This window comes from Streptomyces sp. B5E4, assembly GCF_039871555.1.
Taxonomy (GTDB): Bacteria; Actinomycetota; Actinomycetes; order Streptomycetales; family Streptomycetaceae; genus Streptomyces.
Map to the genome: position 1 here is coordinate 82324 of NZ_JBDPMI010000013.1, position 22717 is coordinate 105040.

19 protein-coding genes, 1 tRNA gene and 4 pseudogenes are annotated in these 22717 nt (G+C 70.1%); 11 read left to right on the plus strand and 13 right to left on the minus strand.

Going from position 1 to position 22717, the window contains the following annotated elements; all coding sequences use genetic code 11:
• Positions 1–97: 97 nt before the first annotated feature.
• Positions 98–721 carry a TetR/AcrR family transcriptional regulator gene (locus tag ABGA99_RS18770; protein ID WP_347578536.1) on the minus strand — a complete coding sequence of 208 codons (624 nt, stop codon included), beginning with the start codon at positions 719–721 and terminating at the stop codon, positions 98–100.
• A 223-nt stretch (positions 722–944) separates the two neighbouring features.
• Here ABGA99_RS18770 and ABGA99_RS18775 point away from each other — a divergent pair, with 223 nt between their 5' ends.
• The 3 genes and pseudogenes from ABGA99_RS18775 to ABGA99_RS18785 form a co-directional block, all read left to right on the plus strand.
• Positions 945–2165 (plus strand): family 2 encapsulin nanocompartment cargo protein terpene cyclase, encoded by a 1221-nt coding sequence (locus ABGA99_RS18775; RefSeq protein WP_347583031.1) that lies wholly within the window; start codon positions 945–947, stop codon positions 2163–2165.
• Positions 2166–2309: 144 nt separating this feature from the next.
• Positions 2310–3164, plus strand: coding sequence for a geranyl diphosphate 2-C-methyltransferase (locus tag ABGA99_RS18780; protein ID WP_347578534.1), 855 nt, complete (start codon positions 2310–2312; stop codon positions 3162–3164).
• Positions 3165–3397: 233 nt separating this feature from the next.
• Positions 3398–3562: pseudogene (locus tag ABGA99_RS18785) on the plus strand (helix-turn-helix domain-containing protein); the annotation flags it as partial.
• Positions 3563–3645: 83 nt separating this feature from the next.
• Here the strand turns inward: ABGA99_RS18785 and ABGA99_RS18790 are convergent.
• Positions 3646–4256 (minus strand): annotated as a pseudogene (locus ABGA99_RS18790) (ATP-binding cassette domain-containing protein); the annotation flags it as partial.
• Positions 4257–4679: 423 nt separating this feature from the next.
• Between ABGA99_RS18790 and ABGA99_RS18795 the strand changes: the two are divergent.
• On the plus strand, positions 4680–5354 hold the full coding sequence (locus ABGA99_RS18795; protein ID WP_018835840.1) for a Crp/Fnr family transcriptional regulator: 675 nt from the start codon (positions 4680–4682) through the stop codon (positions 5352–5354).
• Between the two features lie 44 nt (positions 5355–5398).
• Here the strand turns inward: ABGA99_RS18795 and ABGA99_RS18800 are convergent, their stop codons facing one another.
• The 4 genes from ABGA99_RS18800 to ABGA99_RS18815 all read right to left on the minus strand — a co-directional run bounded on the left by ABGA99_RS18800 (position 5399) and on the right by ABGA99_RS18815 (position 7928).
• Positions 5399–6232 carry an MBL fold metallo-hydrolase gene (locus ABGA99_RS18800; RefSeq protein ID WP_347578533.1) on the minus strand — a complete coding sequence of 278 codons (834 nt, stop codon included), beginning with the start codon at positions 6230–6232 and terminating at the stop codon, positions 5399–5401.
• Positions 6233–6269: 37 nt separating this feature from the next.
• Positions 6270–7151, minus strand: a complete 882-nt coding sequence (locus ABGA99_RS18805) for an NUDIX hydrolase (RefSeq protein ID WP_347578624.1) — start codon at positions 7149–7151, stop codon at positions 6270–6272.
• 154 nt (positions 7152–7305) lie between these two features.
• Entirely contained in the window at positions 7306–7773 is a 468-nt protein-coding gene (locus tag ABGA99_RS18810; protein ID WP_347578532.1) for a RidA family protein, read from the minus strand.
• Positions 7773–7928: a DUF4177 domain-containing protein gene (locus ABGA99_RS18815; protein WP_123060262.1), complete on the minus strand. Its 156-nt coding sequence runs from the start codon at positions 7926–7928 to the stop codon at positions 7773–7775. The genes ABGA99_RS18810 and ABGA99_RS18815 overlap by 1 nt, the downstream gene beginning before the upstream one ends.
• Before the next feature lie 96 nt (positions 7929–8024).
• Here ABGA99_RS18815 and ABGA99_RS18820 point away from each other — a divergent pair, with 96 nt between their 5' ends.
• Positions 8025–9008, plus strand: a complete 984-nt coding sequence (locus ABGA99_RS18820) for an ArsA-related P-loop ATPase (RefSeq protein ID WP_347578531.1) — start codon at positions 8025–8027, stop codon at positions 9006–9008.
• Complete coding sequence (locus ABGA99_RS18825) at positions 9005–10240, plus strand: ArsA family ATPase (RefSeq protein ID WP_347583032.1); 1236 nt, start codon at positions 9005–9007, stop codon at positions 10238–10240. The genes ABGA99_RS18820 and ABGA99_RS18825 overlap by 4 nt, the downstream gene beginning before the upstream one ends.
• Before the next feature lie 170 nt (positions 10241–10410).
• Here ABGA99_RS18825 and ABGA99_RS18830 read toward each other — a convergent pair whose 3' ends face one another.
• Positions 10411–10767 (minus strand): WhiB family transcriptional regulator, encoded by a 357-nt coding sequence (locus ABGA99_RS18830; RefSeq protein ID WP_181785772.1) that lies wholly within the window; start codon positions 10765–10767, stop codon positions 10411–10413.
• Positions 10768–11154: 387 nt separating this feature from the next.
• On the opposite strand from ABGA99_RS18830, the gene ABGA99_RS18835 reads away from it, so the two are divergent.
• Positions 11155–13425 (plus strand): transglycosylase domain-containing protein, encoded by a 2271-nt coding sequence (locus ABGA99_RS18835; protein ID WP_347578529.1) that lies wholly within the window; start codon positions 11155–11157, stop codon positions 13423–13425.
• Positions 13426–13544: 119 nt separating this feature from the next.
• Here the strand turns inward: ABGA99_RS18835 and ABGA99_RS18840 are convergent, their stop codons facing one another.
• On the minus strand, positions 13545–14012 hold the full coding sequence (locus tag ABGA99_RS18840) for a GatB/YqeY domain-containing protein (protein ID WP_347578528.1): 468 nt from the start codon (positions 14010–14012) through the stop codon (positions 13545–13547).
• Positions 14013–14106: 94 nt separating this feature from the next.
• Between ABGA99_RS18840 and ABGA99_RS18845 the strand changes: the two genes are divergently transcribed.
• The 4 genes from ABGA99_RS18845 (at position 14107) to ABGA99_RS18860 (ending at position 18982) form a co-directional block, all read left to right on the plus strand.
• A complete protein-coding gene (locus ABGA99_RS18845) occupies positions 14107–15075 on the plus strand; it encodes a metallophosphoesterase (RefSeq protein WP_347578527.1) in 969 nt (322 codons plus the stop codon).
• Between the two features lie 12 nt (positions 15076–15087).
• Positions 15088–15161 (plus strand) — tRNA-Pro (locus tag ABGA99_RS18850).
• Between the two features lie 412 nt (positions 15162–15573).
• Positions 15574–17253 (plus strand): N-6 DNA methylase, encoded by a 1680-nt coding sequence (locus ABGA99_RS18855; RefSeq protein ID WP_347583033.1) that lies wholly within the window; start codon positions 15574–15576, stop codon positions 17251–17253.
• Positions 17189–18982 (plus strand): type ISP restriction/modification enzyme, encoded by a 1794-nt coding sequence (locus tag ABGA99_RS18860; protein WP_347583034.1) that lies wholly within the window; start codon positions 17189–17191, stop codon positions 18980–18982. The genes ABGA99_RS18855 and ABGA99_RS18860 overlap by 65 nt, the downstream gene beginning before the upstream one ends.
• Positions 18983–19420: 438 nt before the next feature.
• Here ABGA99_RS18860 and ABGA99_RS18865 read toward each other — a convergent pair whose 3' ends face one another.
• The 5 genes and pseudogenes from ABGA99_RS18865 to ABGA99_RS18885 all read right to left on the minus strand — a co-directional run bounded on the left by ABGA99_RS18865 (position 19421) and on the right by ABGA99_RS18885 (position 22663).
• Positions 19421–19654: a hypothetical protein gene (locus tag ABGA99_RS18865; protein ID WP_347578525.1), complete on the minus strand. Its 234-nt coding sequence runs from the start codon at positions 19652–19654 to the stop codon at positions 19421–19423.
• 32 nt (positions 19655–19686) lie between these two features.
• Entirely contained in the window at positions 19687–20328 is a 642-nt protein-coding gene (locus tag ABGA99_RS18870) for a DUF433 domain-containing protein (RefSeq protein ID WP_347578524.1), read from the minus strand.
• Positions 20318–20786, minus strand: a pseudogene (locus ABGA99_RS18875) (hypothetical protein); the annotation flags it as partial. The gene ABGA99_RS18870 and the pseudogene ABGA99_RS18875, both read right to left, overlap by 11 nt.
• A gap of 25 nt (positions 20787–20811) precedes the next feature.
• Positions 20812–21074, minus strand: a pseudogene (locus ABGA99_RS18880) (integrase core domain-containing protein); the annotation flags it as partial.
• Between the two features lie 347 nt (positions 21075–21421).
• Entirely contained in the window at positions 21422–22663 is a 1242-nt protein-coding gene (locus ABGA99_RS18885) for a hypothetical protein (protein ID WP_347578523.1), read from the minus strand.
• Between the last annotated feature and the right edge of the window lie 54 nt (positions 22664–22717).

The following is a 22717-nucleotide window of genomic DNA, read 5'->3' on the forward strand; positions in this document are numbered from 1 at the left end:
GGCCTCATCGAGGTACGGGCCGGGGGGCGTCAGCGTCGGCGGGTGGGCGGCGTACGGCAGACGGAGGGGGCCGGTGGGACGGCGAAGGACGTACGGGTCAGGAGTGCCGCAGCGCCGGGAGCACCACCAGGTCGACGAACCGGGCGAGATACGCGGAATCGGCGAACGCCCCGTCGATCAGCGGGCGTATGACGACCGCGCCGAACAGCAACTGCGGCAGGAACTCGGCCGCGCCCGGCTGCCCCGGCAGCTCACCGCGCGCCACCGCGCGGTCGAGCAGCCCGGACAGGTGCGTCACCTCGTAGTCCGCGAGGGAGGCGTGCAGCGTCGCGGCCAGGTCCGCGTCGGTGAGCGCGGCGTGGTGTATCGCCGCGATCAGCGCGGTGTCCTTCTCGGCGGTGGTGGACAGTTCTTCGACGAGGCTGATCAGGTCGCCCCGCAGGGAGCCGGTGTCGACGGCGCCGGGGTCCACGGGCCGGTTGGCGATCATCGCGGCCACGACCATTTCCGCCTTGCTGTGCCACTGCCGGTACAGGGTCGCCTTGCTGCATCGCGCGCGGGTCGCGACGAGGTCCATGGACAGCGCCTCATACCCCGACTCGCGCAGCACGCCGAGCACCGCTTCGAGCAGCTCACGCTCGCGCTCGGGGGTCATGCGGGGCCGGCGGATCCGGACGTCGGAGGTCTGGCCGGAGAGCGGGCCGACGGGGCTGCCGGGCATGACGGGCGATCCTTTTCGTACGGAACCGTTTCGTACCGCCCACGCTAGATCGCGGGCGGGTGAAACACAACCGTTTCACCCGACGAGTTCTCTAGGGGATCCCCACCCTGCCAATCCCCCTTTTATGCCTACTCTTTCGAGCGATTGCCGCACTCGGCGCAGATGCCTAGCGTCGAAGTATGACGATCTCCTCGCCGGCCTCCGCGGAGGCCGGGTGCCGCGCATGACCGGAGCACCCGCCGAAGCACTCCGCGCCCTCCTCCCCCTCGGCCCCACCGGTCTCGGCACCGCCGCCGCGCACCCGCTCTCCGGCTACGCGCCGAAGGCCGTCCCGCGACCCGAGGCGGAGCCCTACGCCCGTACGAAGCCCGGGCCGGAGCCGGCGTCCGGCTCCGAGCCCGCCACCGACTCCGACTCCGACTCCGACTCCAACTCAGCCGCCGGGCCGGAGGTCGGCGCCGCGCCCGCGCCCGACGGCGGCGCCGAGCGCGGTGGCCTGCGGATTCCACCGCTGTACTGCCCGGACGCCCTGCGCAACGACCCCGCGCTCGGCGAGGAGGTCAACGAGCGCCTGGTCGCGTGGGCCGAAGAGATCGGCATCTTCACCGGCCGTATCGAGCGGCTGCGCTCCCACCAGTTCGGCCGCCTCTTCATGCTCGCCCACCCCGACTGCGACGACCCCGACCGGCTGCTGGCCGCCGCCAAGTGCGGCCTGTCCGAGTGGTCCGTCGACGACCACTGGGTGGACGAGGGCGAGGACCCGGATCCCGCCCTGCTCGGCGAGCGGATGGCGCTGGCGCACGCCGTCATCGACCCCGTGCGGCTCCCTGCGCGCTACATGCCGCAGTTCGAGGAGACCGTCCAGCGCGAGCCGGTGCTGCGCGCGTTCCGCTCCGCCCTCGCGCACCTCTCGCGGTACGCGAGCCCCACCCAGGTCGCCCGGCTGCGGCACGAGCTGGCCGTCATGTTCGTCGGGTACGGCCAGGAGGCCGAGTGGCGCGCCTCGGCACGCACCCCCGCGGTGTGGGAGTACTTGCTGCACCGCTACGAGAACGCGTTCTTCCCCTGCATGGTCCTCGTGGACCCCGTCAGCGGGTACGAACTGCCGCCCGACGAGTTCGCCGATGCCCGGGTCCGGCGCACGTACCTCTACGCCGGCACCGCCAGCGTGCTCCTCAACGACCTGTACTCGATGGGAAAGGAAGACCCCACGGACACCAACCTGCCCAATCTGATCGCCGCCGAAGAAGGCTGCACCCTCCAGGAGGCTGTGGACCGGACGGCCGTGATCCACGACGAGCTGATGCACACCTACGAGATGGAGGCCGCGGCCCTGACCGCCGCCGGCTCCCCGCAGCTCGGCCGCTTCCTGGCCGGTGTGTGGGCCTGGATGGGCGGCTGCAAGGAGTGGCACGCCACCAGCGCGCGCTACCAGACCGCCTGACCCGCCCGGCCGGCCCGGCCCACCCGTCCCCCTGACGCACCCGCAGGTCCGCCCGGCGGGCCCACGCGTCCCGCATCGGCACGCCCTCGACCACGCCTCAGCAGCACCAGCACGCTTCAGCACGCCCTCAGAAGGAGAACGACCATGGCGGCAGCCGCCGACACGAACGTCCTCACCAGCCCGTACCAGCACTCCATCGCCGACTACTGGAACCGGGAGAAGGACCCGGTCAACCTCAAGCTCGGCGACGTCAGCGGGACGTACCACCACCACTACGGGATCGGCGAGGTCGACCAGTCCGTGCTGGCGGGCCCGGAGGAGACCAGGGAAGCGCGGATCATCGCGGAGATGCACCGCCTGGAGACCGCCCAGGCCACCCTCCTGCTGGATCACCTCGGCGAGCCCGACCCCGGCGCCCGGCTGCTGGACGCCGGCTCCGGCCGGGGCGGCACGAGCTTCATGGCGCACGAACGATTCGGCTGCCGCGTCGACGGCATCTCGATCTCGCAGTCCCAGGTCGCCTTCGCCAACGACCAGGTGCAGCGCCGCGGCCTGGGCAGCGCGGTGCGGTTCCACCTGAAGAACATGCTCGACACCGGCTTCGAGACGGGCGCGTTCCGCGGGATCTGGAACAACGAGAGCACGATGTACGTGGAGTTGGCGCAGCTCTTCAAGGAGCACGCGCGGCTGCTCACCCGCGGCGGCCGGTACGTCACCATCACCGGCTGCTACAACGACGCCTACGGGCTGCCGTCGCGCGCCGTCAGCCAGATCAACGCGCACTACATCTGCAACGTCCACCCGCGGTCGACGTACTTCAAGGAGATGGTCGCGAACCGGCTGGTGCCCGCGCATGTCATCGACCTGACCGAGGCGACGATCCCGTACTGGGAGCTGCGGGCCAAGTCCTCGGTGGCCACGGGGATCGAGGAGGTGTTCCTCACGGCGTACCGCAGCGGGAGCTTCCAGTACCTGCTGATCGCCGCCGATCGGGTCTGATCGGATCCGAACCGCCCGTCCGGTGGGCGCCCGCGGCCGGCGGGACCCACCGCGGCGGCCCGGTGCCGGTGGCCGCGTCCGCACCGGCGCCGGGTCCGGGGCTTGTGGAGGGAGGAGCCCCGCGGTTCAGGGGCGGGTAAAGGAGATCGGCCGCTCACGGGGTGCGTGAGAGGCTGGCGTACGTGCGCATCGGGGTGCTGGGTCCGCTGGAGGTGGCGGTCGGCGGGGCGCCGGTGGAGATCGCCGGCGGCCGGCCCCGCACGCTGCTCGTACGGCTTGCGCTCGACCCCGGCCGGTACGTCGGCACGGCGCGGCTCGCCGGCGACCTGTGGGGCGACGCCGCCCCCGCCGACCCCGGCAACGCGCTGCAGTCCCTGGTCTCCCGGCTCCGCCGGGCGCTCGGCCGGGCCGACGCCCTCGCCTACGGCCCCGCCGGCTACCGGCTCGCGCTGCCGCCGGAGGCGGTGGACGCCGTGCGCTTCTCGTCGGCGAGCGCGTCGGCCTCCTCCAGGTACTGGGTGGTGAGCAGCACGGTCACGCCGTCCCCGACGAGCGAGCGGACGATGCCCCGGACGTCCTCGCGGCGCACCGGGTCGAGGCCCGTCGTCGGCTCGTCGAGGTAGATGACGTCGGGCAGGCCGACGAGGGAGGCGGCAAGGTCGAGGCGGCGGCGCATGCCGCCGGAGTACGTCCGCACGGGGCGGCCTGCGGCCTCGGCCAGCTCGACGTGCGCGAGCAGCTCGCGGGCGCGGGCCCGGGCGACGGTGGCGCGCATGTCGAGGAGCCGGCCGATGAGCACGAGGTTCTCGGTGCCGGTCAGGTCCTCGTCCACGGATGCGTACTGGCCGGTGAGCCCGATGAGCCGGCGCACCTCGCCGGCGTCGCGTACGACGTCGAGGCCGCCGACGGTCGCCGTGCCCTCGTCGGGGCGGAGGAGGGTGGCGAGGATGCGTACGGCAGTGGTCTTGCCGGCGCCGTTGGGGCCGAGGCGCCGAGGACGGTGCCCTGCCGGGCCGCGAGGTCGATGCCGGCCAGCGCGGTGGTCGCGCCGAACCGTTTGACCAGGCCCTCGGCCCTGAATGCGTAGGTCATACGGGTGTCTCCTTCCCGGTCTGCGGGAAGGAGCGTGCCGAGGACCGCTGGCACGGCGCGCACAGGACACTGCCATCGCGGCGTTATGTCCGGTTTATCGGATTGCAGGAGGTGCGTTCGCTGAGAGCGGAATAGGCCCGTACGGGTCAAGCCACGCGTCACGCACGACGGCGCCCCGACCGGCTCGTTGAGCGCCCGCCCGGGCCTCCGCGCGCAACCGCGCGCCCCCACGCAACCCCCCGAGCGCCCGCCGCTGAGCACCGGAAAAGTGCCGCCAATCGGACCCCTGGCGTACGGTTCACGCTGCGGTACGTCAAACTTGTGACTGATCGCACTGTTTTACTGTCCGGCTTTCATGGAAAACGACGGGCCGACCGAGCAACGGCCCGCGGTCGCCCGGGCACCCCGACAAGGAGAGAACTCGTGGACGACGTTCTGCGGCGCGCGCCCCTCTTCGCCGCGCTCGACGACGAGCAGGCCGCGGAGCTGCGTGCCTCCATGACCGAGGCGACGCTGTCGCGCGGTGACGCGCTCTTCCACGAGGGCGAGCCCGGCGACCGGCTGTACGTCGTCACCGAGGGCAAGGTCAAGCTCCACCGCACCTCACCCGACGGGCGCGAGAACATGCTGGCCGTGCTCGGCCCCGGCGAGCTGATCGGCGAGCTGTCCCTGTTCGACCCGGGCCCGCGTACGGCCACCGCCTCCGCGCTGACCGAGGTCAAGCTGCTCGGCCTCGGCCACGGCGACCTCCAGCCCTGGCTGAACGCCCGCCCCGAGGTCGCCTCCGCGCTGCTGCGGGCGGTCGCCCGCCGGCTGCGGCGCACCAACGACCAGATGTCCGACCTGGTCTTCTCCGACGTCCCGGGCCGCGTCGCCCGCGCCCTGCTGGACCTCTCGCGGCGCTTCGGCGTGCCGGGGGACGAGGGCATCCACGTCGTGCACGACCTGACGCAGGAGGAGCTGGCCCAGCTCGTCGGCGCCTCCCGGGAGACGGTCAACAAGGCGCTGGCGGACTTCGCCAGCCGCGGCTGGCTGCGCCTGGAGGCGCGGGCCGTGATCCTGCTGGACGTGGAGCGCCTGGCCAAGCGCTCGCGCTGACCCGGGCCGCCGCGGCACGGACGTGACCGGTCCTGTGGGCCCGGCTACGTGATCAGGCCGTGCTCCTCCAGATACTGGAGCTGCGCCCGCACCGACAGCTCCGCCGCCGGCCACAGCGTCCGGTCCACGTCCGCGTACACATGCGCCACGACGTCCGCCGCCGTGCGGTACCCGTTCTCGACCGCCGTCTCGACCTGCGCCAGCCGTGTCGCGCGGTGGGCCAGGTAGTACTCCACCGCGCCCTGCGCGTCCTCCAGCACCGGCCCGTGGCCCGGCAGCACCGTCGAGACGCCGTCGTCCACGGTCAGGGACCGCAGCCGGCGCAGCGAGTCCAGATAGTCGCCGAGCCGGCCGTCCGGATGGGCGACCATCGTCGTGCCGCGGCCGAGGATCGTGTCGCCGGTGAGCACGGCGTCGTCGGCCGGCAGGTGGAAGCAGAGCGAGTCCGCCGTGTGCCCCGGCGTGGGTACGACCCGCAGCTCCAGCCCGCCGACGGATATCACGTCCCCCGCGGCCAGCCCCTCGTCGCCGAGGCGCAGCGCCGGGTCCAGGGCCCGCACCTCCGTCCCGGTCAGCTCCGCGAAGCGGGCCGCGCCCTCGGCATGGTCCGCGTGCCCGTGGGTGAGCAGCGTGAGCGCCACCCGCAGGCCCGCCCGTTCCGCGGTGTCCACGACCGTCGCCAGATGGCCTTCGTCCAGCGGCCCGGGGTCGATCACCACGGCCCGCGCGGAGTCCGGCTCGGCGACGATCCACGTGTTCGTACCGTCGAGCGTCATGGGCGAGGCGTTGGGCGCCAGCACGCATGTCGCACGAGCGGTGGCAGGACCGCTGAGCACCCCGCCGCGCGGCTGCCCCGGCAACGCCGCCGCGTCCGTCACACGACCACCCCCGCCGTCTCCTCCGGCATCCCGGCCCTCATGACGGCAGCCTCCGCGTGAATTCTTCGTGCCCCGGGGCGCTCAGCACGACATCGTCCCCCTCAATCCGGGCCTTCACCAGCACCGCCGACAGATCCCGCCCCCCGGCCGCGCCCAGCGCCTCGGCCGCCGATCCGTACTCCTGCAGCCCGCGCAGCATCGCGATCGTCGGCGGCAGCATCACCAGCTCGCCCCGCTCGTACCCCGCGGCGGCCTCGACGGGCCTGACCCACTCCGCGCGGTCGGCCTCCGTCGAGGCGTTCCGCGTGCGCTGCCCCTCGGGGAGGGCGGCGACGAAGAACCACGTGTCATACCGCCGGGTCTCGAACTCCGGGGTTATCCAGCGCGCCCAGGCGCCCAGCAGGTCGGTCCGCAGGACCAGCCCGCGGCGGGCCAGGAAGTCGGCGAAGCCCAGCTCGCGGGCGACCAGCGCCGCGCGGTCCGCCTCCCAGTCCGCCCCCGTGATGTCCGCCACGACCTCCGCCGCCGAGGGCCCGGCCAGCAGCACCCCGGCTTCCTCGAACGTCTCGCGCACCGCCGCGCAGACCACCGCCTGCGCCTCCGGCTCGGCCACCCCCAGCCGCGCCGCCCACTGCGCCGGGGACGGTCCGGCCCAGGCCGCCGCGTCCAGCGGGCGCTCGTCGCGCGGGTCGACGCCGCCGCCCGGATAGGCGTACGCGCCGGCGGCGAAGGGCATGGAGGTCTTTCTCCGCAGCATGTACACCCACGGGCCGTCGGGCGTCGTGCCGCGCAGCAGCAGCACCGTCGCCGCGCGGCGCGGGGTGACGGGCGTCAGCTCGCCGCGGGCGAGCGCGCGGATGCGCTCGGCGGGCGGAATCCACCGGGGCTTCGCTCCCGTCGCGGCGTTCGCGGCGTTCATTTCGGACATGACCGGGAGCCTACGGGCTACCGACGCCATGTTCGAGTGGGCAACCTCAGCCTGTGGATAACTACCGGTATGTGGGTAACTCCGGCCACACCGACGCCCGCACGCCCGGTACCCGCCCAGGACCAGCACCCGGGACGGCAGCCGCCTACTCGCCCAGCTCCGCCTGGAACTCGATCTCGACCGGCGCGTCCAGCGGCAGCACCGCCACCCCCACCGCACTCCGCGCGTGCACACCCGCGTCGCCCAGCACCCGGCCGAGCAGTTCGCTCGCCCCGTTGACCACACCCGGCTGGGCCGTGAAGTCCGGCGCCGAGGCGACGAAGCCGACGACCTTCACCACCCGTACGACCCGATCGAGGTCCCCGGCGACCGACTTGATCGCCGCGAGCCCGTTCAGCGCACACCGCGCGGCCAGTTCCCTGGCCTCCTCCGGCGTGACCTCCGCCCCGACCTTCCCGGTCAGCGGCAGCGTGCCGTCGACCATCGGGAGCTGCCCGGCGGTGAACACGTACGGCCCGCTGCGCACCGCGGGCACATACGACGCCAGCGGCGGCACCACCTCGGGCAGGCTGAGCCCCAGCTCCGCGAGCTTCGCCTCGACCCGCCCCGCCATCAGCTCTTTTCCCGCTTCAGATACGCCACGAGCTGCTCGGAGTTCGGCCCCGGCACGACCTGCACCAGCTCCCAGCCGTCCTCGCCCCACTGGTCCAGGATCTGCTTGGTGGCGTGTACGAGCAGCGGCACGGTCGCGTATTCCCACTTCGTCATGGGCCAGACTCTAGCCCGCCGCGACTGGCCCCCGCTTGGGGCCGTCGGACGGAGGCGGTCTGCTGAGATGCGCGCCGAGGAATTAGGCTCGCGGACATGAGCGGGCTCCAAAGGCTGCACGTGGTGACCGGCAAGGGCGGGACCGGCAAGACGACCGTCGCCGCCGCCCTGGCGCTGGATCTGGCCGCCGACGGCAGGCGCACCCTGCTGGTCGAGGTGGAGGGGCGGCAGGGCATCGCCCAGCTCTTCGAGACCGAGCCGCTGCCGTACGGCGAGCGGCGCATCGCCTCGGCGCCGGGCGGCGGCGACGTGTACGCGCTCGCCATCGACGCCGAGCAGGCCCTGCTGGACTACCTGCAGATGTTCTACCGGATGGGCAGCGCGGGGCGGGCCCTCCGCCGCCTCGGCGCCATCGACTTCGTCACCACCATCGCCCCGGGCCTGCGCGACGTCCTGCTCACCGGCAAGGCGTGCGAGGCGGCCCGCCGCCAGGACAAGCACGGGCGGCACGTGTACGACGCGGTGGTCATGGACGCCCCGCCGACGGGCCGCATCACGCGCTTCCTGGGCGTCAACGCCGAGGTCGCCGGGCTGGCCAAGGCCGGGCCCATCCACAACCACGCCCGCTCCGTGATGCGGGTGCTGACCTCGGCCCGTACCGCCGTGCATCTGGTCACCCTCCTTGAGGACATGCCCGTGCAGGAGACCGTCGACGGCGTCGCCGAGCTGCGTGAGGCCGGGCTGCAGGTCGGCGCGGCGGTGGTCAACATGGTGCGCCCCGCGCTGATGGACGAGGCGGAGCTGGAACGGGCCGCGGCCGACCCCGCCGCCCTCGCCGCCGCGCTGTCCGCCGCCGGGCTGGGAGGGGCGAGCCGGGGCGCGCGGGCGGAGCGGCTGGTCGCGCCGCTGCTGCGGCAGGCGCGCGAGCATACGGAGCGGCTGGCCCTGGAACGTACGCAACGGGCCGCGCTGGCGCGGCTGGAGCTGCCGCAGTATGAACTGCCGCTGCTCACCGAGGGAGTGGATCTGGCCGGCCTCTACCGGCTGTCCGGCGAGCTGGGAAAGCAGTGGCCCCTATGAGCCTCGACACCGCGCCCCGGCTGGACGCCGACGCGCTCCTCGACGACCCGCAGACCCGCATCGTCGTCTGCTGCGGCGCCGGCGGCGTCGGCAAGACGACGACGGCCGCCGCCCTCGGCGTACGGGCCGCGGAGCGCGGCCGCCGCGTCGTCGTGCTCACCATCGACCCGGCGAAGCGGCTGGCGCAGTCCATGGGCATCGACGCCTTGGACAACAGCCCGCGGCGGGTCGAGGGCGTCGAGGGACCCGGCGAGCTGTACGCCATGATGCTCGACATGAAGCGCACCTTCGACGAGATCGTCGAGGCGCACGCGGACGCGGACAGGGCCCGCGCCATCCTGGAGAACCCCTTCTACCAGTCGCTGTCGGCCGGCTTCGCCGGCACGCAGGAGTACATGGCGATGGAGAAGCTGGGCCAGTTGCGGGCCCGGGACTCCTGGGACCTGATCATCGTCGACACCCCGCCGAGCCGCTCCGCGCTGGACTTTCTGGACGCGCCGAAGCGGCTGGGCTCCTTCCTCGACGGGCGCTTCATCAGACTGCTGACCGCGCCGGCGAAGGCGGGCGGCCGGGCAGGGATGAAGTTCCTCAACGTCGGGATGTCGATGATGACCGGCACGCTCGGCAAACTGCTGGGTGCCTCCCTGCTGCGCGACGTGCAGACGTTCGTCGCGGCGATGGACACGCTCTTCGGCGGCTTCCGCACGCGCGCGGAGGCGACGTACCGGCTGCTGCAGGCGCCGGGTACGGCCTTCCTGGTGGTGGCGACGCCGGAGCGGGACGCGCTGCGGGAGGCGGCATATTTTGTCGAACGGCTCGAAGCGGACCGGATGCCGCTGGCAGGACTGGTGCTCAACAGGGTGCACGAGAGCGACGCGGCGCAGCTGAGCGCGGAGCGGGCGCTGGCGGCGGCGGAGGCGCTGGACGAGCGGAGCGTGGACGACGCGGGCTCCGGCGCGAAGAGCGCGGGGGCGGCGGGTACGAGCACGGCGAGCGCCGACGGCACAGGCAACGGGAGCGCCGGTGCGGAGGGTGCAGCGGCGCTGCTGCGGCTGCATGCGGAGCGGATGCAGGTGCTGGCGCACGAGCGCCGCACACGGGACCGCTTCGCGGCGCTGCACCCGGAGGTTCCGGTGACTCAGGTCACCGCACTGCCGGGGGATGTGCACGACCTCGCGGGGCTACGGGACGTGGCGGAGCTGCTGACGGCGCAGGAGACGCAGGGCGCGTAAGGCCGGAGCACGCGTGGGGGGCGTAGCCGGGGCGTACGGCGCGCGGCCGGCACTCGGGCCCGCAGAACGGGCGCAAGGGCTCAGGACAGGCTCGCAGCGGGGCTTGCGGCGGGCTCACAACGAGCACACAGCAGGCTCACGGCGGGGCCGAGGGCCCTCGGAGCCCGGGATCAGCCCGCGGCGACCGGCAACTCCTCCGCCGCGCGCAGCGCGTCCTCGTGCAGGACGCCTTCGTGCAGCGGCGTTCCCGCGCTCTCGTACTCCTCACGTGCCGTCTCCAGCAGTCTGCGCCACGACGTGACCGTCGGCCGGCGGCGCAGCAGCGCGCGCCGCTCGCGCTCCGTCATGCCGCCCCATACGCCGAACTCGACGCGGTTGTCGAGCGCGTCGGCGAGGCACTCGGTGCGCACCGGGCATCCGGTGCAGACCGCCTTGGCTCTGTTCTGTGCCGCGCCTTGCACGAACAGTTCGTCCGGATCGGCAGTGCGGCAGGCTGCCTGTGCGCTCCAGTCGGTAACCCAGCTCATGCTGGCGCCGTCCTCTCCCGAATTGAGGCTCCCCCACGGCGGCAAACGGCATATGCACCGTTGCCAGTTGAGGACGTTACGGAAGGAGTGCGGCAACGCAACACCCCCGTCCGGCCCAAAGTTGAATGGCCCGAACGGACTATGCGTACGCGGCAGATCACCCACCGGAGTGAGCCCTCCCGGCCAAGGACGATCCGGTCAAAGCGGGCAGGTCGCCGGCTTGCAATCGGATCTCGGGCGTCACATGTCATCAATTCGGTCAAGCCTCATCACCCACAGGAGTGAACCGACGGGTGAGAGAGACCGTGAGCCGGTGGTGATGGCCGAAAACAGAGTAGGCGAACAGACGGGCGGCTGTCCGGGGAATCAGAAGTTAGGCTGGGCCCCATGGCCTACAAGCGCCCGGGCGGCGGCCTCACCGCCACGCAGCAAGCCGCGAAGTTCCTCGGCGTCAGCGTCCTCGCCGGCTCCGTGCTCGCGGGCCTCGCGCTGCCCGCCGCCGGTCTGCTGGGCCTGACGGCCAAGGGCACGGTCGCGGAGTTCGACGACATCCCCGCGGACCTCAAGCGCCCGCCGCTCAGCCAGAAGACCACCATCCTCGACAGCGAGGGCGGCCACCTGGCCGACGTCTACTCGCGCAACCGCACGGTCGTCAAGTTCGACGACATCGCGCCGGTGATGCGCCAGGCGATCGTCGCGATCGAGGACGAGCGGTTCTACGAGCACGGGGCCGTGGACCTCCAGGGCATCCTGCGCGCACTGAACAGCAACGCGCAGTCGGGCACGGTCTCCGAAGGCGCCTCCACGCTCACCCAGCAGTATGTGAAGAACCTCTTCGTCGAAGAGGCGGGCAACGACGCCGAGAAGGTCGCCGAGGCCACCCGGCAGACGCTCGGGCGCAAGATCCAGGAGCTGAAGTACGCGATCCAGGTCGAGAAGGAGCTGACCAAGGACCAGATCCTGGAGAACTACCTGAACATCGCCTTCTTCGGCCAGCAGGCGTACGGCATCGAGGCCGCCGCCGAGCGCTACTTCAGCAAGTCCGCCGACAAGCTGACCCTCGCCGAGTCCGCGATGCTCGCCGGCATCGTGCAGTCCCCGAGCCGGTACGACCCGATCAACGACCCGGATGAGGCCGAGAAGCGCCGCAACACCGTGCTGCGGCGCATGGCCAGCAACGACCACGTCACCCGGGCCGAGGCCGACAAGGCCATGAAGGAACCGCTGGGCCTCAAGATCAGCGAGCCGCGCAACGGGTGCATCACCGCCGTCAGCGGCGCCGGATTCTTCTGCGACTACGTCCGCGAAGTGCTGCTCAAGGACAAGAGCTTCGGAAAGACGCCCGAGCAGCGGCTCAAGCGCTGGAACCGCGGCGGCCTGACCGTCCGCACCACGCTCGACCCGGTGGCGCAGAAGTCCGCCAACGAGTCGATCAAGAGCCACGTCTACCAGGACGACGCCGTCGCCACCGCCGTGAGCATGGTGGAGCCCGGAACCGGCAAGATCCGCGCGATGGGGCAGTCCAGGCCGTACGGCTCGGGCAAGAACGAGACGATGATCAACCTGTCCGTGGAGAAGTCCATGAACGGGTCCAACTACGGCTTCCAGGTCGGCTCCACCTTCAAGCCGCTCACGGCCGCGGCGGCGCTGGAGAAGGGCGTGCCGAACACGAAGGTGTACCCGTCGCCGAACGAGATGCCGTATCCGAGCCCGGTCGAGACGTGCGAGGACGGCAAGGACTGGGTGAACACCGAGGGCTCCGACGTCGCGAACGAGACGGAGGAAGAGGTAGGCCCGTACAGCATGCGCGAGGCCACCGCCAAGTCCATCAACACCTACTTCGTCGCCCTCATCTCGGACATCGGTATCTGCCCGGTCAAGGAACTGGCGCAGAGCATGGGCATCCACCGGGGCGACGGCGAGAACCTGCAGGAGTCCCCCTCGCTGACCCTCGGCGGCCAGACCATCGCGCCGCTGGCGATGGCCAACGCGTACGCGACCTTCGCCAACCGCGGCGAGTACTGCACGCCGGTCGCCATCGAGTCGATCAAGGACGCCAAGGGCAAGAAGCTCCCGGTGCCGAAGACGCAGTGCAAGCGCGTCATGTCGGAGAAGACGGCCGGCACGATAAACACCCTGCTGTCCGGCGTCGTCGAGGACGGCACCGGCCAGGAGGCGGGGCTGACCGGGCGGGACAACGCGGGCAAGACCGGTACGACGGACGAGCGGAAGGCCGCCTGGTTCGTCGGCTACACCTCGGACCTCGCCGGCGCGGTGTGGGTCGGCGGGCCCACGGACGACGTCTCCATGGAGAACATCCAGATCGGCCCCACGTACCACGCCCGCGTCTTCGGTGGCGCGGTCCCCGGCCCGATCTGGCGCGATGCCATGGACGGCGCCCTGGCGGGCAAGACGTCGCCGGACCTGTACAAGGTCCCGGTGCCGGTGGACCGCCCCGACAAGGGCAGGGGCGACGATGACGACGAAGAGGACGACGACAAGCCGGACGACCCGCTGGGCGGCCTCCTCGGAGGCAGCAACGGCAACGGCGGGAACGGCGGCGGCAACGGCGGCGGAGGCCCCGGCGGCGGCACCCTCGACGGCGGCGCGCTGGACGGCGGCTGGTCGGACGGCGGGGATCTGCCGGACGGCAGGTGACGGGGCCGGCGGCCGCGGCCGCCGGAAAGCCCCCGCACTTCGACCTCAGCGGCAGCGGCCGGAGACGGTCACTCCCGACCGTGGCAGGAGAAGGTCACCCGTGCCCGAGGGCGAGAAGGTCACCCCTGACCGAGGGCGCGCTTGACCGCGGCGGCCACCCGCCCGCCCTCGGCCCGCCCGGCGACCTTGGGGTTCACGATCTTCATCACGGCGCCCATGGCCCGCGGCCCCTCGGCCCCGCCCGCCTTCGCCTCGGCGACGGCCTCGTCGACCAGTGCGGCCAGCTCCTCGTCGCCGAGCTGCTTCGGCAGGTAGTCGGCGAGCACCTCGCCCTCCGCGCGCTCCCGCTCCGCGGACTCCGGACGACCACCCTGCGCGAAGGCCTCCGCGGCCTCGCGCCGCTTCTTGGCCTCGCGGGTGATCACCTGCAGCACCTCGTCGTCGGAGAGCACGCGCGCCTCCTTGCCCGCGACCTCCTCCTTCGTGATCGCGGTGAGCGTCATACGGAGGGTGGCGGAGCGCAGCTCGTCCCGGCCCTTGATGGCGGCCGTGAGGTCGTCCTTCAGCTTCGACTTGAGCGTGGTCATGCTCGGAGTCTCCCATGCCGCACCGGTGGCCGGCCGACGCCGCCGGATCCGGCCCCGGGCCACCCGCACCCCGCGTCTCTGCGACGATAGGACGATGCGCGCGCGATACGGAGTGCCCCTGGGCCTGGCCGCTCTCTCGGCCGGCGGCGTCGCCTACGCGGCCGTGATCGAACCCCGCGCCTTCCGGATCCGCCGGGTCACCGTCCCCGTACTGCCGGAAGGCATGCAGCCGCTGCGCGTCCTGCAGATCTCGGACATCCACATGGTCTCGGGCCAGCACGCCAAGCGCCGCTGGCTGCAGTCGCTGGCGGGCCTGCGGCCGGACCTGGTGGTGAACACGGGCGACAACCTGTCGGACCCCGACGCGGTGCCGGAGCTGCTGGACGCGCTGGGCCCGCTGATGGAGTTCCCGGGGACGTACGTCTTCGGCTCGAACGACTACTACGCGCCGACGTTCCGAAACCCCGGCCGCTACCTGATCGAGAAGGCGCGCGGCATACACGGCCTCAACGGCCGCCACAGCCTCCGCCACAACGTCCCCCGCAACCCCTGGGAGGGCATGCGCGACGCCTTCGACGGGGCGGGCTGGGTGGGCCTGGACAACAGCCGCGGCCGGCTGAAGCTGGACAGCGGCGCGGTGCTGGGCCTGACGGGCCTGGACGACCCGCACATCAAGCACGACCGCTACACCGCGGTCGCCGGGGGCCCCGACCCGGACGCGGACTTCTCCCTCGCCCTGGTCCACGCCCCATACCTGCGCGTCCTCGACGCCTTCACCGCCGACGGCTACCCCCTGATCCTCGCCGGCCACACCCACGGCGGCCAGCTCTGCATCCCCTTCTACGGCGCCCTGGTGACCAACTGCGACCTGGACACCAACCGCGTCAAGGGCCTCTCCACCCACACCGCCGGCTCCCGCCGCGCAGCCCTCCACGTCTCCGCCGGCTGCGGCGCCAACCGCTACACCCCCTTCCGCTTCGCCTGCCCCCCGGAAGCCACCCTCCTCACCCTGACCACCCCCGGAAACGAATTTCACCCGACCCGCCCGGGTGGGCTACAGTAGTGCTCGCAGTCACGGGGTGTGGCGCAGCTTGGCAGCGCGCTTCGTTCGGGACGAAGAGGTCGTGGGTTCAAATCCCGCCACCCCGACAGCAAAGCACCAGGTCAGGGGCTTGATCCGCTTGATGGATCGGGCCCCTGAGTGGTTCCTGGAGATCGCTTGGGAGAAATCTGGGAGAAGGTCTTGGTCGGGCCCTCCCAGAGGGCAGCCCGCACCCACCTTGATCACCGCGTCACCGCGTCTCTGCCGTGTGTACGTTTGTGAACTGGGCGCCATGGGCTCAGGAGTCGCGCTGCTCGTCTCGGCGATCCGGCTGAACACCAACCGCACTCCTGGACAGCACCCGCCGCCTCGCCGCAGCTTTGACCTCACGCAGCCCACGTCTCAGCTGCAGTCCGACATGGGTGCATATTGCGCGCATACGCGCCTCCATGCGCCCTCGCATGCACCCTCCTTGCGCCCCGGGCACCCTTCTACGGTCATGAAACAGCGAGGGCCGGAATGAAGTCCGACCCCGACGGGAGCAAGGTGCGGCAGAGCCGCCCCGATCTGACGTCGGCCGGATCTGCCCACCTTGGGGGATGGGGCGGTATGAGTGCCCGACACAGGATCGATGACAGCTTCGAGCAGGCGGTCCAAGCTGCTGTTTCTGCGTTCGGAGCGGAGGTCACGCCGAAGCTGAGAGGCAGCGGGTGGCAGGAGGACCAGCTCCGGGGGCCGCTGGAGAACATGGTCCGGTCCGTGTGCCGTGGCCTGGGTCTGAACGTCACTCTCATCGGCGAGGTTCCGCTCGTCGACATGGGAGCCCGTCCTGACTATGCGGTTGAGGTCGGCGGCGCTCTCGTCGGTTATATCGAGCTCAAGAAGCCGGGTACAGAGGCCGACCCGTCCGTCTACGCCGGCCGCAACGCCGAGCAGTGGGCGAAACTCCGGCTGCTCAACAACGTATTGCTCTGTGACGGTAACGAGTTCTCTGTCCACCAGCAGGGCGAGCAGGTTGGCGAAGTGGCCTACCTGCGCGGCTCGGTCCTCACCTCCGGCGCCCGGCTTGCCCCCGCTGACGGGGCGCTTGCGCGGGTGCTGTACGACTTCCTTACCTGGGAGCCGCAGACACCCCGCACCACGAGCCAGCTCATCCGAGCAGTCGCCGGACTCTGCCAGCTTCTGTCGGAAGAGGTCGGTGAGGCGATCGCGCAGGAAAAGAGCCGACGCCGTCTACCAGCCTTCACAAGGCTGGCCAAGGACTGGCGACACTTGCTGTTCCCGGAGGCAACGGACGCCGAGTTCGTCGAACAGTACGGCCAAGCCGTCGTGTTCGCCCTTCTGCTCGCCCGGGTCGAGGAGATCACCTTCGAGGGCGAGACCGTGCACAGTATCGCTACGAAGCTGGGCAAGAAGCACTCGCTGATGGGCCAGGCGCTGGATGTCCTGGCCGGCGACTCCGTTGCTGGGCTGTCCACCACGCTGAACACACTGCTTCGTGTCATCGGCGCGGTCAGATGGGACGTGCTCGACGACGGAACCGGCGACGCCTACTTCCTGCTCTACGAGCATTTCCTTCATATCTACGACCCTGAGCTACGGATACGCACGGGCTCGTATTACACACCGCATGGCGTCGTCTCGGCCATGGCCCGGCTCGTCGAGGACGTCCTGAAGCGAGAGGGATTCCGCATCCCGTCCGGCTTCGCTTCTCCCGACGTGGTCCTTGTCGACCCGGCCATGGGCACCGGCACCTTCCTGCTGTCGGCACTGGAGTTGGCCGCCGAGACGATCGCCGAAGAAGAGGGCCCAGGCGCGGTGGGCCCGCGCCTGCGAGAAATGGTGGGGCGTCGGCTGGTTGGCTTCGAGATGCAGGTCGGTCCGTTCGCAGTCGCAGAACTGCGTATGCACGCCATGCTCAAGCAGTACGGGTCTGCGGCCCCCTCTCAGGGGCTCAGGCTGTTGGTAGCTGATGCCCTGGACAGCCCGACAGCCGAGTTCAACTGGATCCCCCACACCTACCGGGCGCTCGCGGAATCCCGCCGCCAGGCCAACCAGGTCAAGCGGGACGAGCGTGTCATGGTCGTCATGGGCAACCCGCCTCACGACGCCGTGAGGGGGCGCCGGCAAGTGGGTGGAACGAGGCGAGCCCGAGGCGGACATCCCTGCCCCGCTGGGGGCCTTCCGGCAACCCGGTAACGGCAGGTACGAGTCGAAGATCGCCAACCTCTATGTCTACTTCTGGCGCTGGGCCACCTGGAAGGTCTTCGACGCACACGACGACGCTCCATTCGGTGTCGTCGCACTGATCACACCGAAGGCATGGCTCAAGGGACGGGCGTTCACCGGAATGCGACGCTACCTCCGGGAAACCGCCGACGAGGGCTGGATCATCGACCTGTCGCCGGAGGGCCACCGAGCGGATGTCGCAACCCGCATCTTCCCCGAGGTCGCCCAGGAGCTGTGCATCGCGATCTTCGTACGTTGGCGGGACAGTCCCAGGCCGCGGACAGGCGGGCAGACTGCAAAGGTCAGACACCTCAAGGTCGGCGGGCGCCGCGACGAGAAGATCGAACGCCTGACGACCCTCAGGCTCGACGACCCCGAATGGCGCGAGTGCGCCACGGGCGGTACAGATGCCTTCCTGCCGCCCGGCAGCGATCTGTGGGAGTCCTGCCCGCAGTTGAGAAACCTGGTGCCGTGGTCGTCCCGCGGCGTCACCCCTGGGCGCATGTGGGTCTACGCACCGGACGAGGACACGCTCCACAAACGGTGGCGGCGCTTTGTCGCCGCGGACACCGAGCGGCGTGCCGAGATGCTCGGAAACTCGGGAGAGCGAACGCCTGATGACAATGTCCCGCCCCTGCCGGGGGTCGAATCTCATGGACGGACAACACTCGCCACCGAGCACAGGACAAACACTCAAACGATGCGCATCGGATTCCGATCGTTCGACCGGCAATATGTCCTGCCGGACAGCCGATTGATGGAGCGCGGCAGAGCAGACCTCTGGCGAGTCCGCAGCGACCGCCAGATCTACACCGTCGAGCAGAACGCCCACCCCGTGGTCAACGGGCCAGCACTGGTCTTCAGCGCCCTTATTCCCGACATGCACTACTTCAACAACCGCAGCGGTTGCGCCCGTCCTCTCTACAGGAACGCTGCCGGAACGCTGCCCAACGTCACGCCCGGTCTACTCCCCCTGCTCTCCGAGCAGCTCGGCGTACCAGTCGTCGCAGAAGACCTGCTGGCTTACATCGCCGCGATCGCATCCCACCCGGAGTACACAGCTCGATTCCAGGAAGACCTCGAAGTCCCGGGCGCTCGGATACCCCTCACCGCTGACAATTACCTGTGGGAGCGGGCAGTTGCCATCGGCCAACGAGTCCTGTGGCTGCACACCTACGGCGAGCGGTATGCCGACGAGAGCACCGGAAGGCCGTACGGCAGAGTGTTGCTGCCACGGGACCGCCCCCGATGCGTCGCGGAGATCCCAGACGAGGCGGAGACCATGCCAGAGAAGCTGGCATACGACCCCGTGACACAGGACCTGTGGGTCGGCAGCGGACGGATCAGTCCGGTACCCCGCGCGGTCCGGGAGTACGAAGTATCCGGGATGAACGTTCTCGACAAGTGGTTTGGCTACCGCCGAAAGAATCCTGCTGGCAAGCGACGCCTTGAACTGGACCATGAGGTCGCTCGACGCTGGCTCCCCACATGGACCACGGAACTGCTGGAGCTGCTGAACGTCCTCGGCCTGCTCGTGCGCGAGGAGCCAGCCCAGGCCGACCTCTTCAATGAGGTGTGCGCGGGCCCACTGATCACGGTGACGGAATTGACCGCAGCGGGCATCCTTCCCGTGCCTACAGAGGCGACCAAGGCGCTGAAGGCGGCATCGGACGCGGGCGATGCACTATTCGACCTGTGAGCGCAGCAGCAACTCGTCTCCGCTGTCATCTCGTGGCTCCGAGCGGAACCAGCCTTGTAAAGGGCCAGCTTCCGCACCGGCGTCATAGCCCACGCTGTCGCCCTCCGCCGTGGGACGCTCTGTTCGCCGCGCCTACGGTCAGCCGGACCACCGGTGGGGCATCGAAACCGTCGGCAGCGACGAGACTCTCCTGGGCGAGTTCCGGGTGCAGTCGTAGGTCCGGTTGGTGTCGGCGTTGGACCCGTCCTAGGCATCGTGTTCAGCGACCTGGCCAGTGCTTCGGTGGCTCTACAGCAGGGTCCGTGACCTGCAATCGGCTGCGTCGGGAGGGATCGACAGCCGTGAGAGAGACGAGTCGCTGGCCGTCCGCCTCCTTGAGCTCGGCCAAGGCGTGAGGAAGCGCCGCGCATACGGTGGCTATCGCGGTGCCGAGGCCGATCAGGCCGCCGTGCTTGTTGTTCTGGCGGTACTGGATGCGGTGGAGTACCGCGCGATCGCCGTCACCTCCATGGGCCTGTTCAGTTGCTTGGCGTCGTTGGTGATGATCGCCTGGAAGCCCTCCATCTTGGCCTTCGCGTAGAGCTCGATGTCCTTCGTGCCCGCCCAACCATCCAGCTCGTGGACGTGCACCACCTCGTGCGCGGTGAGGAGAATGCGCACAATCTCTGCCATGGGCCTGGGCACGTTCTCGTCGAGCAGCAGCTTCAAGCGGCAACCTGCGGAGAGCCATCGACATAGCTGTCCACGTAGTCGCTGAAATCGACCGCGTCGCGGGCGGCCGCAGCACTGACTCCTGGGTAGAAGTCGCCAACCCGATCCAGGGGGACACCGTCCCTCACCAGGGCAGCCACCTCAGCCGCCGGGATCCGTGTCCCTTCGATGACCGGCTCGCCGCCACGCACCGCGGAGTCGACGGCTACATGGTCGCGCGGCTTGAGCAGGTCCGGAATGTGGCGGCCGTCCTTGTAGAAGGGTGCGAGCACGTCCACCAACTGGTGGATGACCACGTTCCCGCCCCTGATCAGATCGACTGCCTGCTCGGGCTCCGCCAGGTAGATCGTGTCCAACCCCGCGACGAGAGCGTAGGCCGACAGGTGCTCCCGCTCCCCCAGGTCCTCCCGGAGCGCGTCGACTGCCCTGCGGATCTTCTGTAGTGATGTCTCCTTGCGGAGCTTCACACAGGCCCGCAGCGCCACCACGTCACGGAAGGAGTACAGGATCGGGCGTGAGTCGGAGATCTCCGGCACGAGGAGCACGCCCTGCTTGCCGGAAGCATGGCGCCAGTGGGATAGCTGCCGCAGCGTAGCGCCGGAAAGGGCCGCGGCGAGCTTCGGCTCATACGACACCGCGTTCCTCCTCTCCGCCCCCATCGGATCCCTCGTGACCGTACTCCATTCTCGTGCCTTCCGCCGAGATCGGAAAAGACACACTCCATTCGAGGTAACGGACTCCGTCTCCCGACTGTCTGGCCATCGTCGTGGCACGAGCGCGGAGCAGCCGATCGAGGGCGGCCACCGGCGAGTGTGGGTGCAGGTTCCGGCGGACGCCGAGCGCGGCTTCCCACTGTTCGGTCAGGCCGGCCTTGAGACGCTCACGCAAGCCTGGGGTCACGTGGGCGTAGCGTGCCGAGGCCCATGCGCTCGTCCATCAGCACCTTCTCGGCGCCGAGGTCTGCCATGTGCGTGCGGGAGTGGCGGAGGCCATGCGGGGTGAGCCCTCTGGCGATGGGCAGCCAGCAGGTGTCGGCCCGGCTTTGGGCGTTGCGGCCACGGACCGGGACGTCGGGCCAGGGGGCCTTGTCCCCGGAGGGTGGACACCTGTTCGTGTCGTTATGCGGCGAGTGTGATGGTAGCTGACTGCTGCTCGTAGACGATGGGCGCCTGCGGGTGTAGCGGCTGGCCCAGCGGAAGACGGCCAGGCGGCAGGCTCGGGCCCCGTCGAAGCGGCGGGCGCCTTGGAGCGTCTCGCGCTTGAGCGTGGCGTTGAACGATTCGGCGAGCGCGTTGTCCGCGCTCGTTCCGACTGCTCCCATGGATTGCCGCACGCCCAACTGGACGCAGGAATCGGCGAATTCACGGGAGGTGTACTGGGCGGTACACATCTTTCGCGTTCACCGCGCACCTCCTCGACGCCGGCATCGACGCCGATCGGCACGGTCGGCGACGCCCCTGGACAACGCGCTCATGGAGTCCCAGACCGGCCTCTGCAAAACAGAGCTGATCAACCCCCGCGGGCCCTGGCGCGGCCTCGCTGACATCGAACTCGGCACCGCGGAGTGGGTCGACTGGTTCAACAGCCAGTGCCTTCACAGCGCGATCGGAGACGTCCCGCCCCGCGAGTACGAGACCACTTACTACGCTCAACACCAGCCCGACCGGCGGCTGGAGTCAACGCATAGAGCCTCCACCGATCCCGGAGCGGTTCACGTGGAGCCCGAGGCTAGGGTTCCTCGTCGTCCTCGCGTCTGCGGAGCGCTCGCTCGGCGATCCCGCCGGATAGATTGGCTGTCGCCGATCTGGCACGGTCGAGGGTCTCCTTGCCGAGGCGCCTGGCGGCATCGACGTTCTCGGCCCCTTTTTCGAGTGCCTTGTCCTTCACCTCCACGGCCGCCTCCCCCCATCGCCGCACCTCCAACGACTGCCGCTCGCGCTCGATCCCGAGCCGCCCGCAGAAGTCGATGACGGCGACTTCGACGTGGTTGCGCGCATCTACCACGGCCCGGGACGTGGTCGGGTGCAACAGCACCTTCGCGTTCGCCGTGCCGGCAGCCGCATGCATCCGGGCCATCAGACGCTCGGTGCTCCGCAAGAAGAGATCCATCCGGTTCTGTCTGGCTACCTGAATCCCGAGGCGATGCGAGTCCATCTCGTCCGGATCGTTGTCCCGTACCCGGTCGAGTTCGAGCACGGCCAACGCATCCTGAAGCCGAAAGCAATGCGCCAGGACAGCGAGCCACTCCCGAGCCCCTGACTCGACCTCCTGGGACGCCTTGGCGAGATCACCGACCTTGGCCCGGTGCTCCATCCTCTCTGCGAGCGCATCGAGTTGCCGCAACGCGTACCCCTGAGTCTGCGCGATCGTCGTCGGTGTGGTCTGCACTTTCGACCACGCCACCTCGGAGACCCGGCCCACCGCCTCCCGGATGGTGATGGCTTCCTCGATAACGAGTTCCACTCCGACCATGTTCGACAACGCGGCGTCCTTCTGAGCCCGCAGCAGGTCGTCGATCTTCGCGTCGATCGTGGCGAGATAGTCGGCGATCTCATCCATGGCCTGCCGCATCGCCATCTGTGCCATGGCCGTCGCTATGTTGGCAAGCTGGACTGGTTTGACCCGTAGCGGTCCCGCTGCCCTCGCGAATTCGACGAATCCTTTGATCTGGCCGCTGTCCGCCTTCAGCACGCCTGTACTGAGACCCGTTCTGGCGCTTCTCCTCAGTCCGTACTTGTCGACAAGCTGCGCGGACTCCTTGGTCAACTTCACCCAGCGACCTGAGCCGGCGGCGATATCAGCCCCCGCCTGCGCGAGTCCGGCCAGGGTGCCGAGGGTGTGACCCAACCCGCGCGGCCTGAAGTCCTTCGGCAGCAGTCCTTCCGAGACGAGGAATCGTTCCACCGCCGCCTCGTTGCCGACGACGGTCAGGCCATCGCCGTCAGTGATCAGCTGGATCTCGTCATCCATGGTCAACTCCTCGTACGGCTCTTCCGAGATGACTTCTTGAGGACCAGGTTCGGG

Excerpts from the sequence above, each read along its gene's own strand:
- ABGA99_RS18855 (WP_347583033.1), top strand. The coding sequence starts at position 15,574 with ATGAAGTCCGACCCCGACGGGAGCAAGGTGCGGCAGAGCCGCCCCGAT.
- ABGA99_RS18805 (WP_347578624.1), bottom strand. The coding sequence starts at position 7,151 with ATGAACGCCGCGAACGCCGCGACGGGAGCGAAGCCCCGGTGGATTCCG.
- ABGA99_RS18840 (WP_347578528.1), bottom strand. The coding sequence starts at position 14,012 with ATGACCACGCTCAAGTCGAAGCTGAAGGACGACCTCACGGCCGCCATC.
- ABGA99_RS18845 (WP_347578527.1), top strand. The coding sequence starts at position 14,107 with ATGCGCGCGCGATACGGAGTGCCCCTGGGCCTGGCCGCTCTCTCGGCC.
- ABGA99_RS18810 (WP_347578532.1), bottom strand. The coding sequence starts at position 7,773 with ATGGCGGGGCGGGTCGAGGCGAAGCTCGCGGAGCTGGGGCTCAGCCTG.
- ABGA99_RS18885 (WP_347578523.1), bottom strand. The coding sequence starts at position 22,663 with ATGGATGACGAGATCCAGCTGATCACTGACGGCGATGGCCTGACCGTC.
- ABGA99_RS18865 (WP_347578525.1), bottom strand. The coding sequence starts at position 19,654 with ATGGCAGAGATTGTGCGCATTCTCCTCACCGCGCACGAGGTGGTGCAC.
- ABGA99_RS18815 (WP_123060262.1), bottom strand. The coding sequence starts at position 7,928 with ATGACGAAGTGGGAATACGCGACCGTGCCGCTGCTCGTACACGCCACC.
- ABGA99_RS18825 (WP_347583032.1), top strand. The coding sequence starts at position 9,005 with ATGAGCCTCGACACCGCGCCCCGGCTGGACGCCGACGCGCTCCTCGAC.
- ABGA99_RS18820 (WP_347578531.1), top strand. The coding sequence starts at position 8,025 with ATGAGCGGGCTCCAAAGGCTGCACGTGGTGACCGGCAAGGGCGGGACC.
- ABGA99_RS18830 (WP_181785772.1), bottom strand. The coding sequence starts at position 10,767 with ATGAGCTGGGTTACCGACTGGAGCGCACAGGCAGCCTGCCGCACTGCC.
- ABGA99_RS18770 (WP_347578536.1), bottom strand. The coding sequence starts at position 721 with ATGCCCGGCAGCCCCGTCGGCCCGCTCTCCGGCCAGACCTCCGACGTC.
- ABGA99_RS18780 (WP_347578534.1), top strand. The coding sequence starts at position 2,310 with ATGGCGGCAGCCGCCGACACGAACGTCCTCACCAGCCCGTACCAGCAC.
- ABGA99_RS18775 (WP_347583031.1), top strand. The coding sequence starts at position 945 with ATGACCGGAGCACCCGCCGAAGCACTCCGCGCCCTCCTCCCCCTCGGC.
- ABGA99_RS18835 (WP_347578529.1), top strand. The coding sequence starts at position 11,155 with ATGGCCTACAAGCGCCCGGGCGGCGGCCTCACCGCCACGCAGCAAGCC.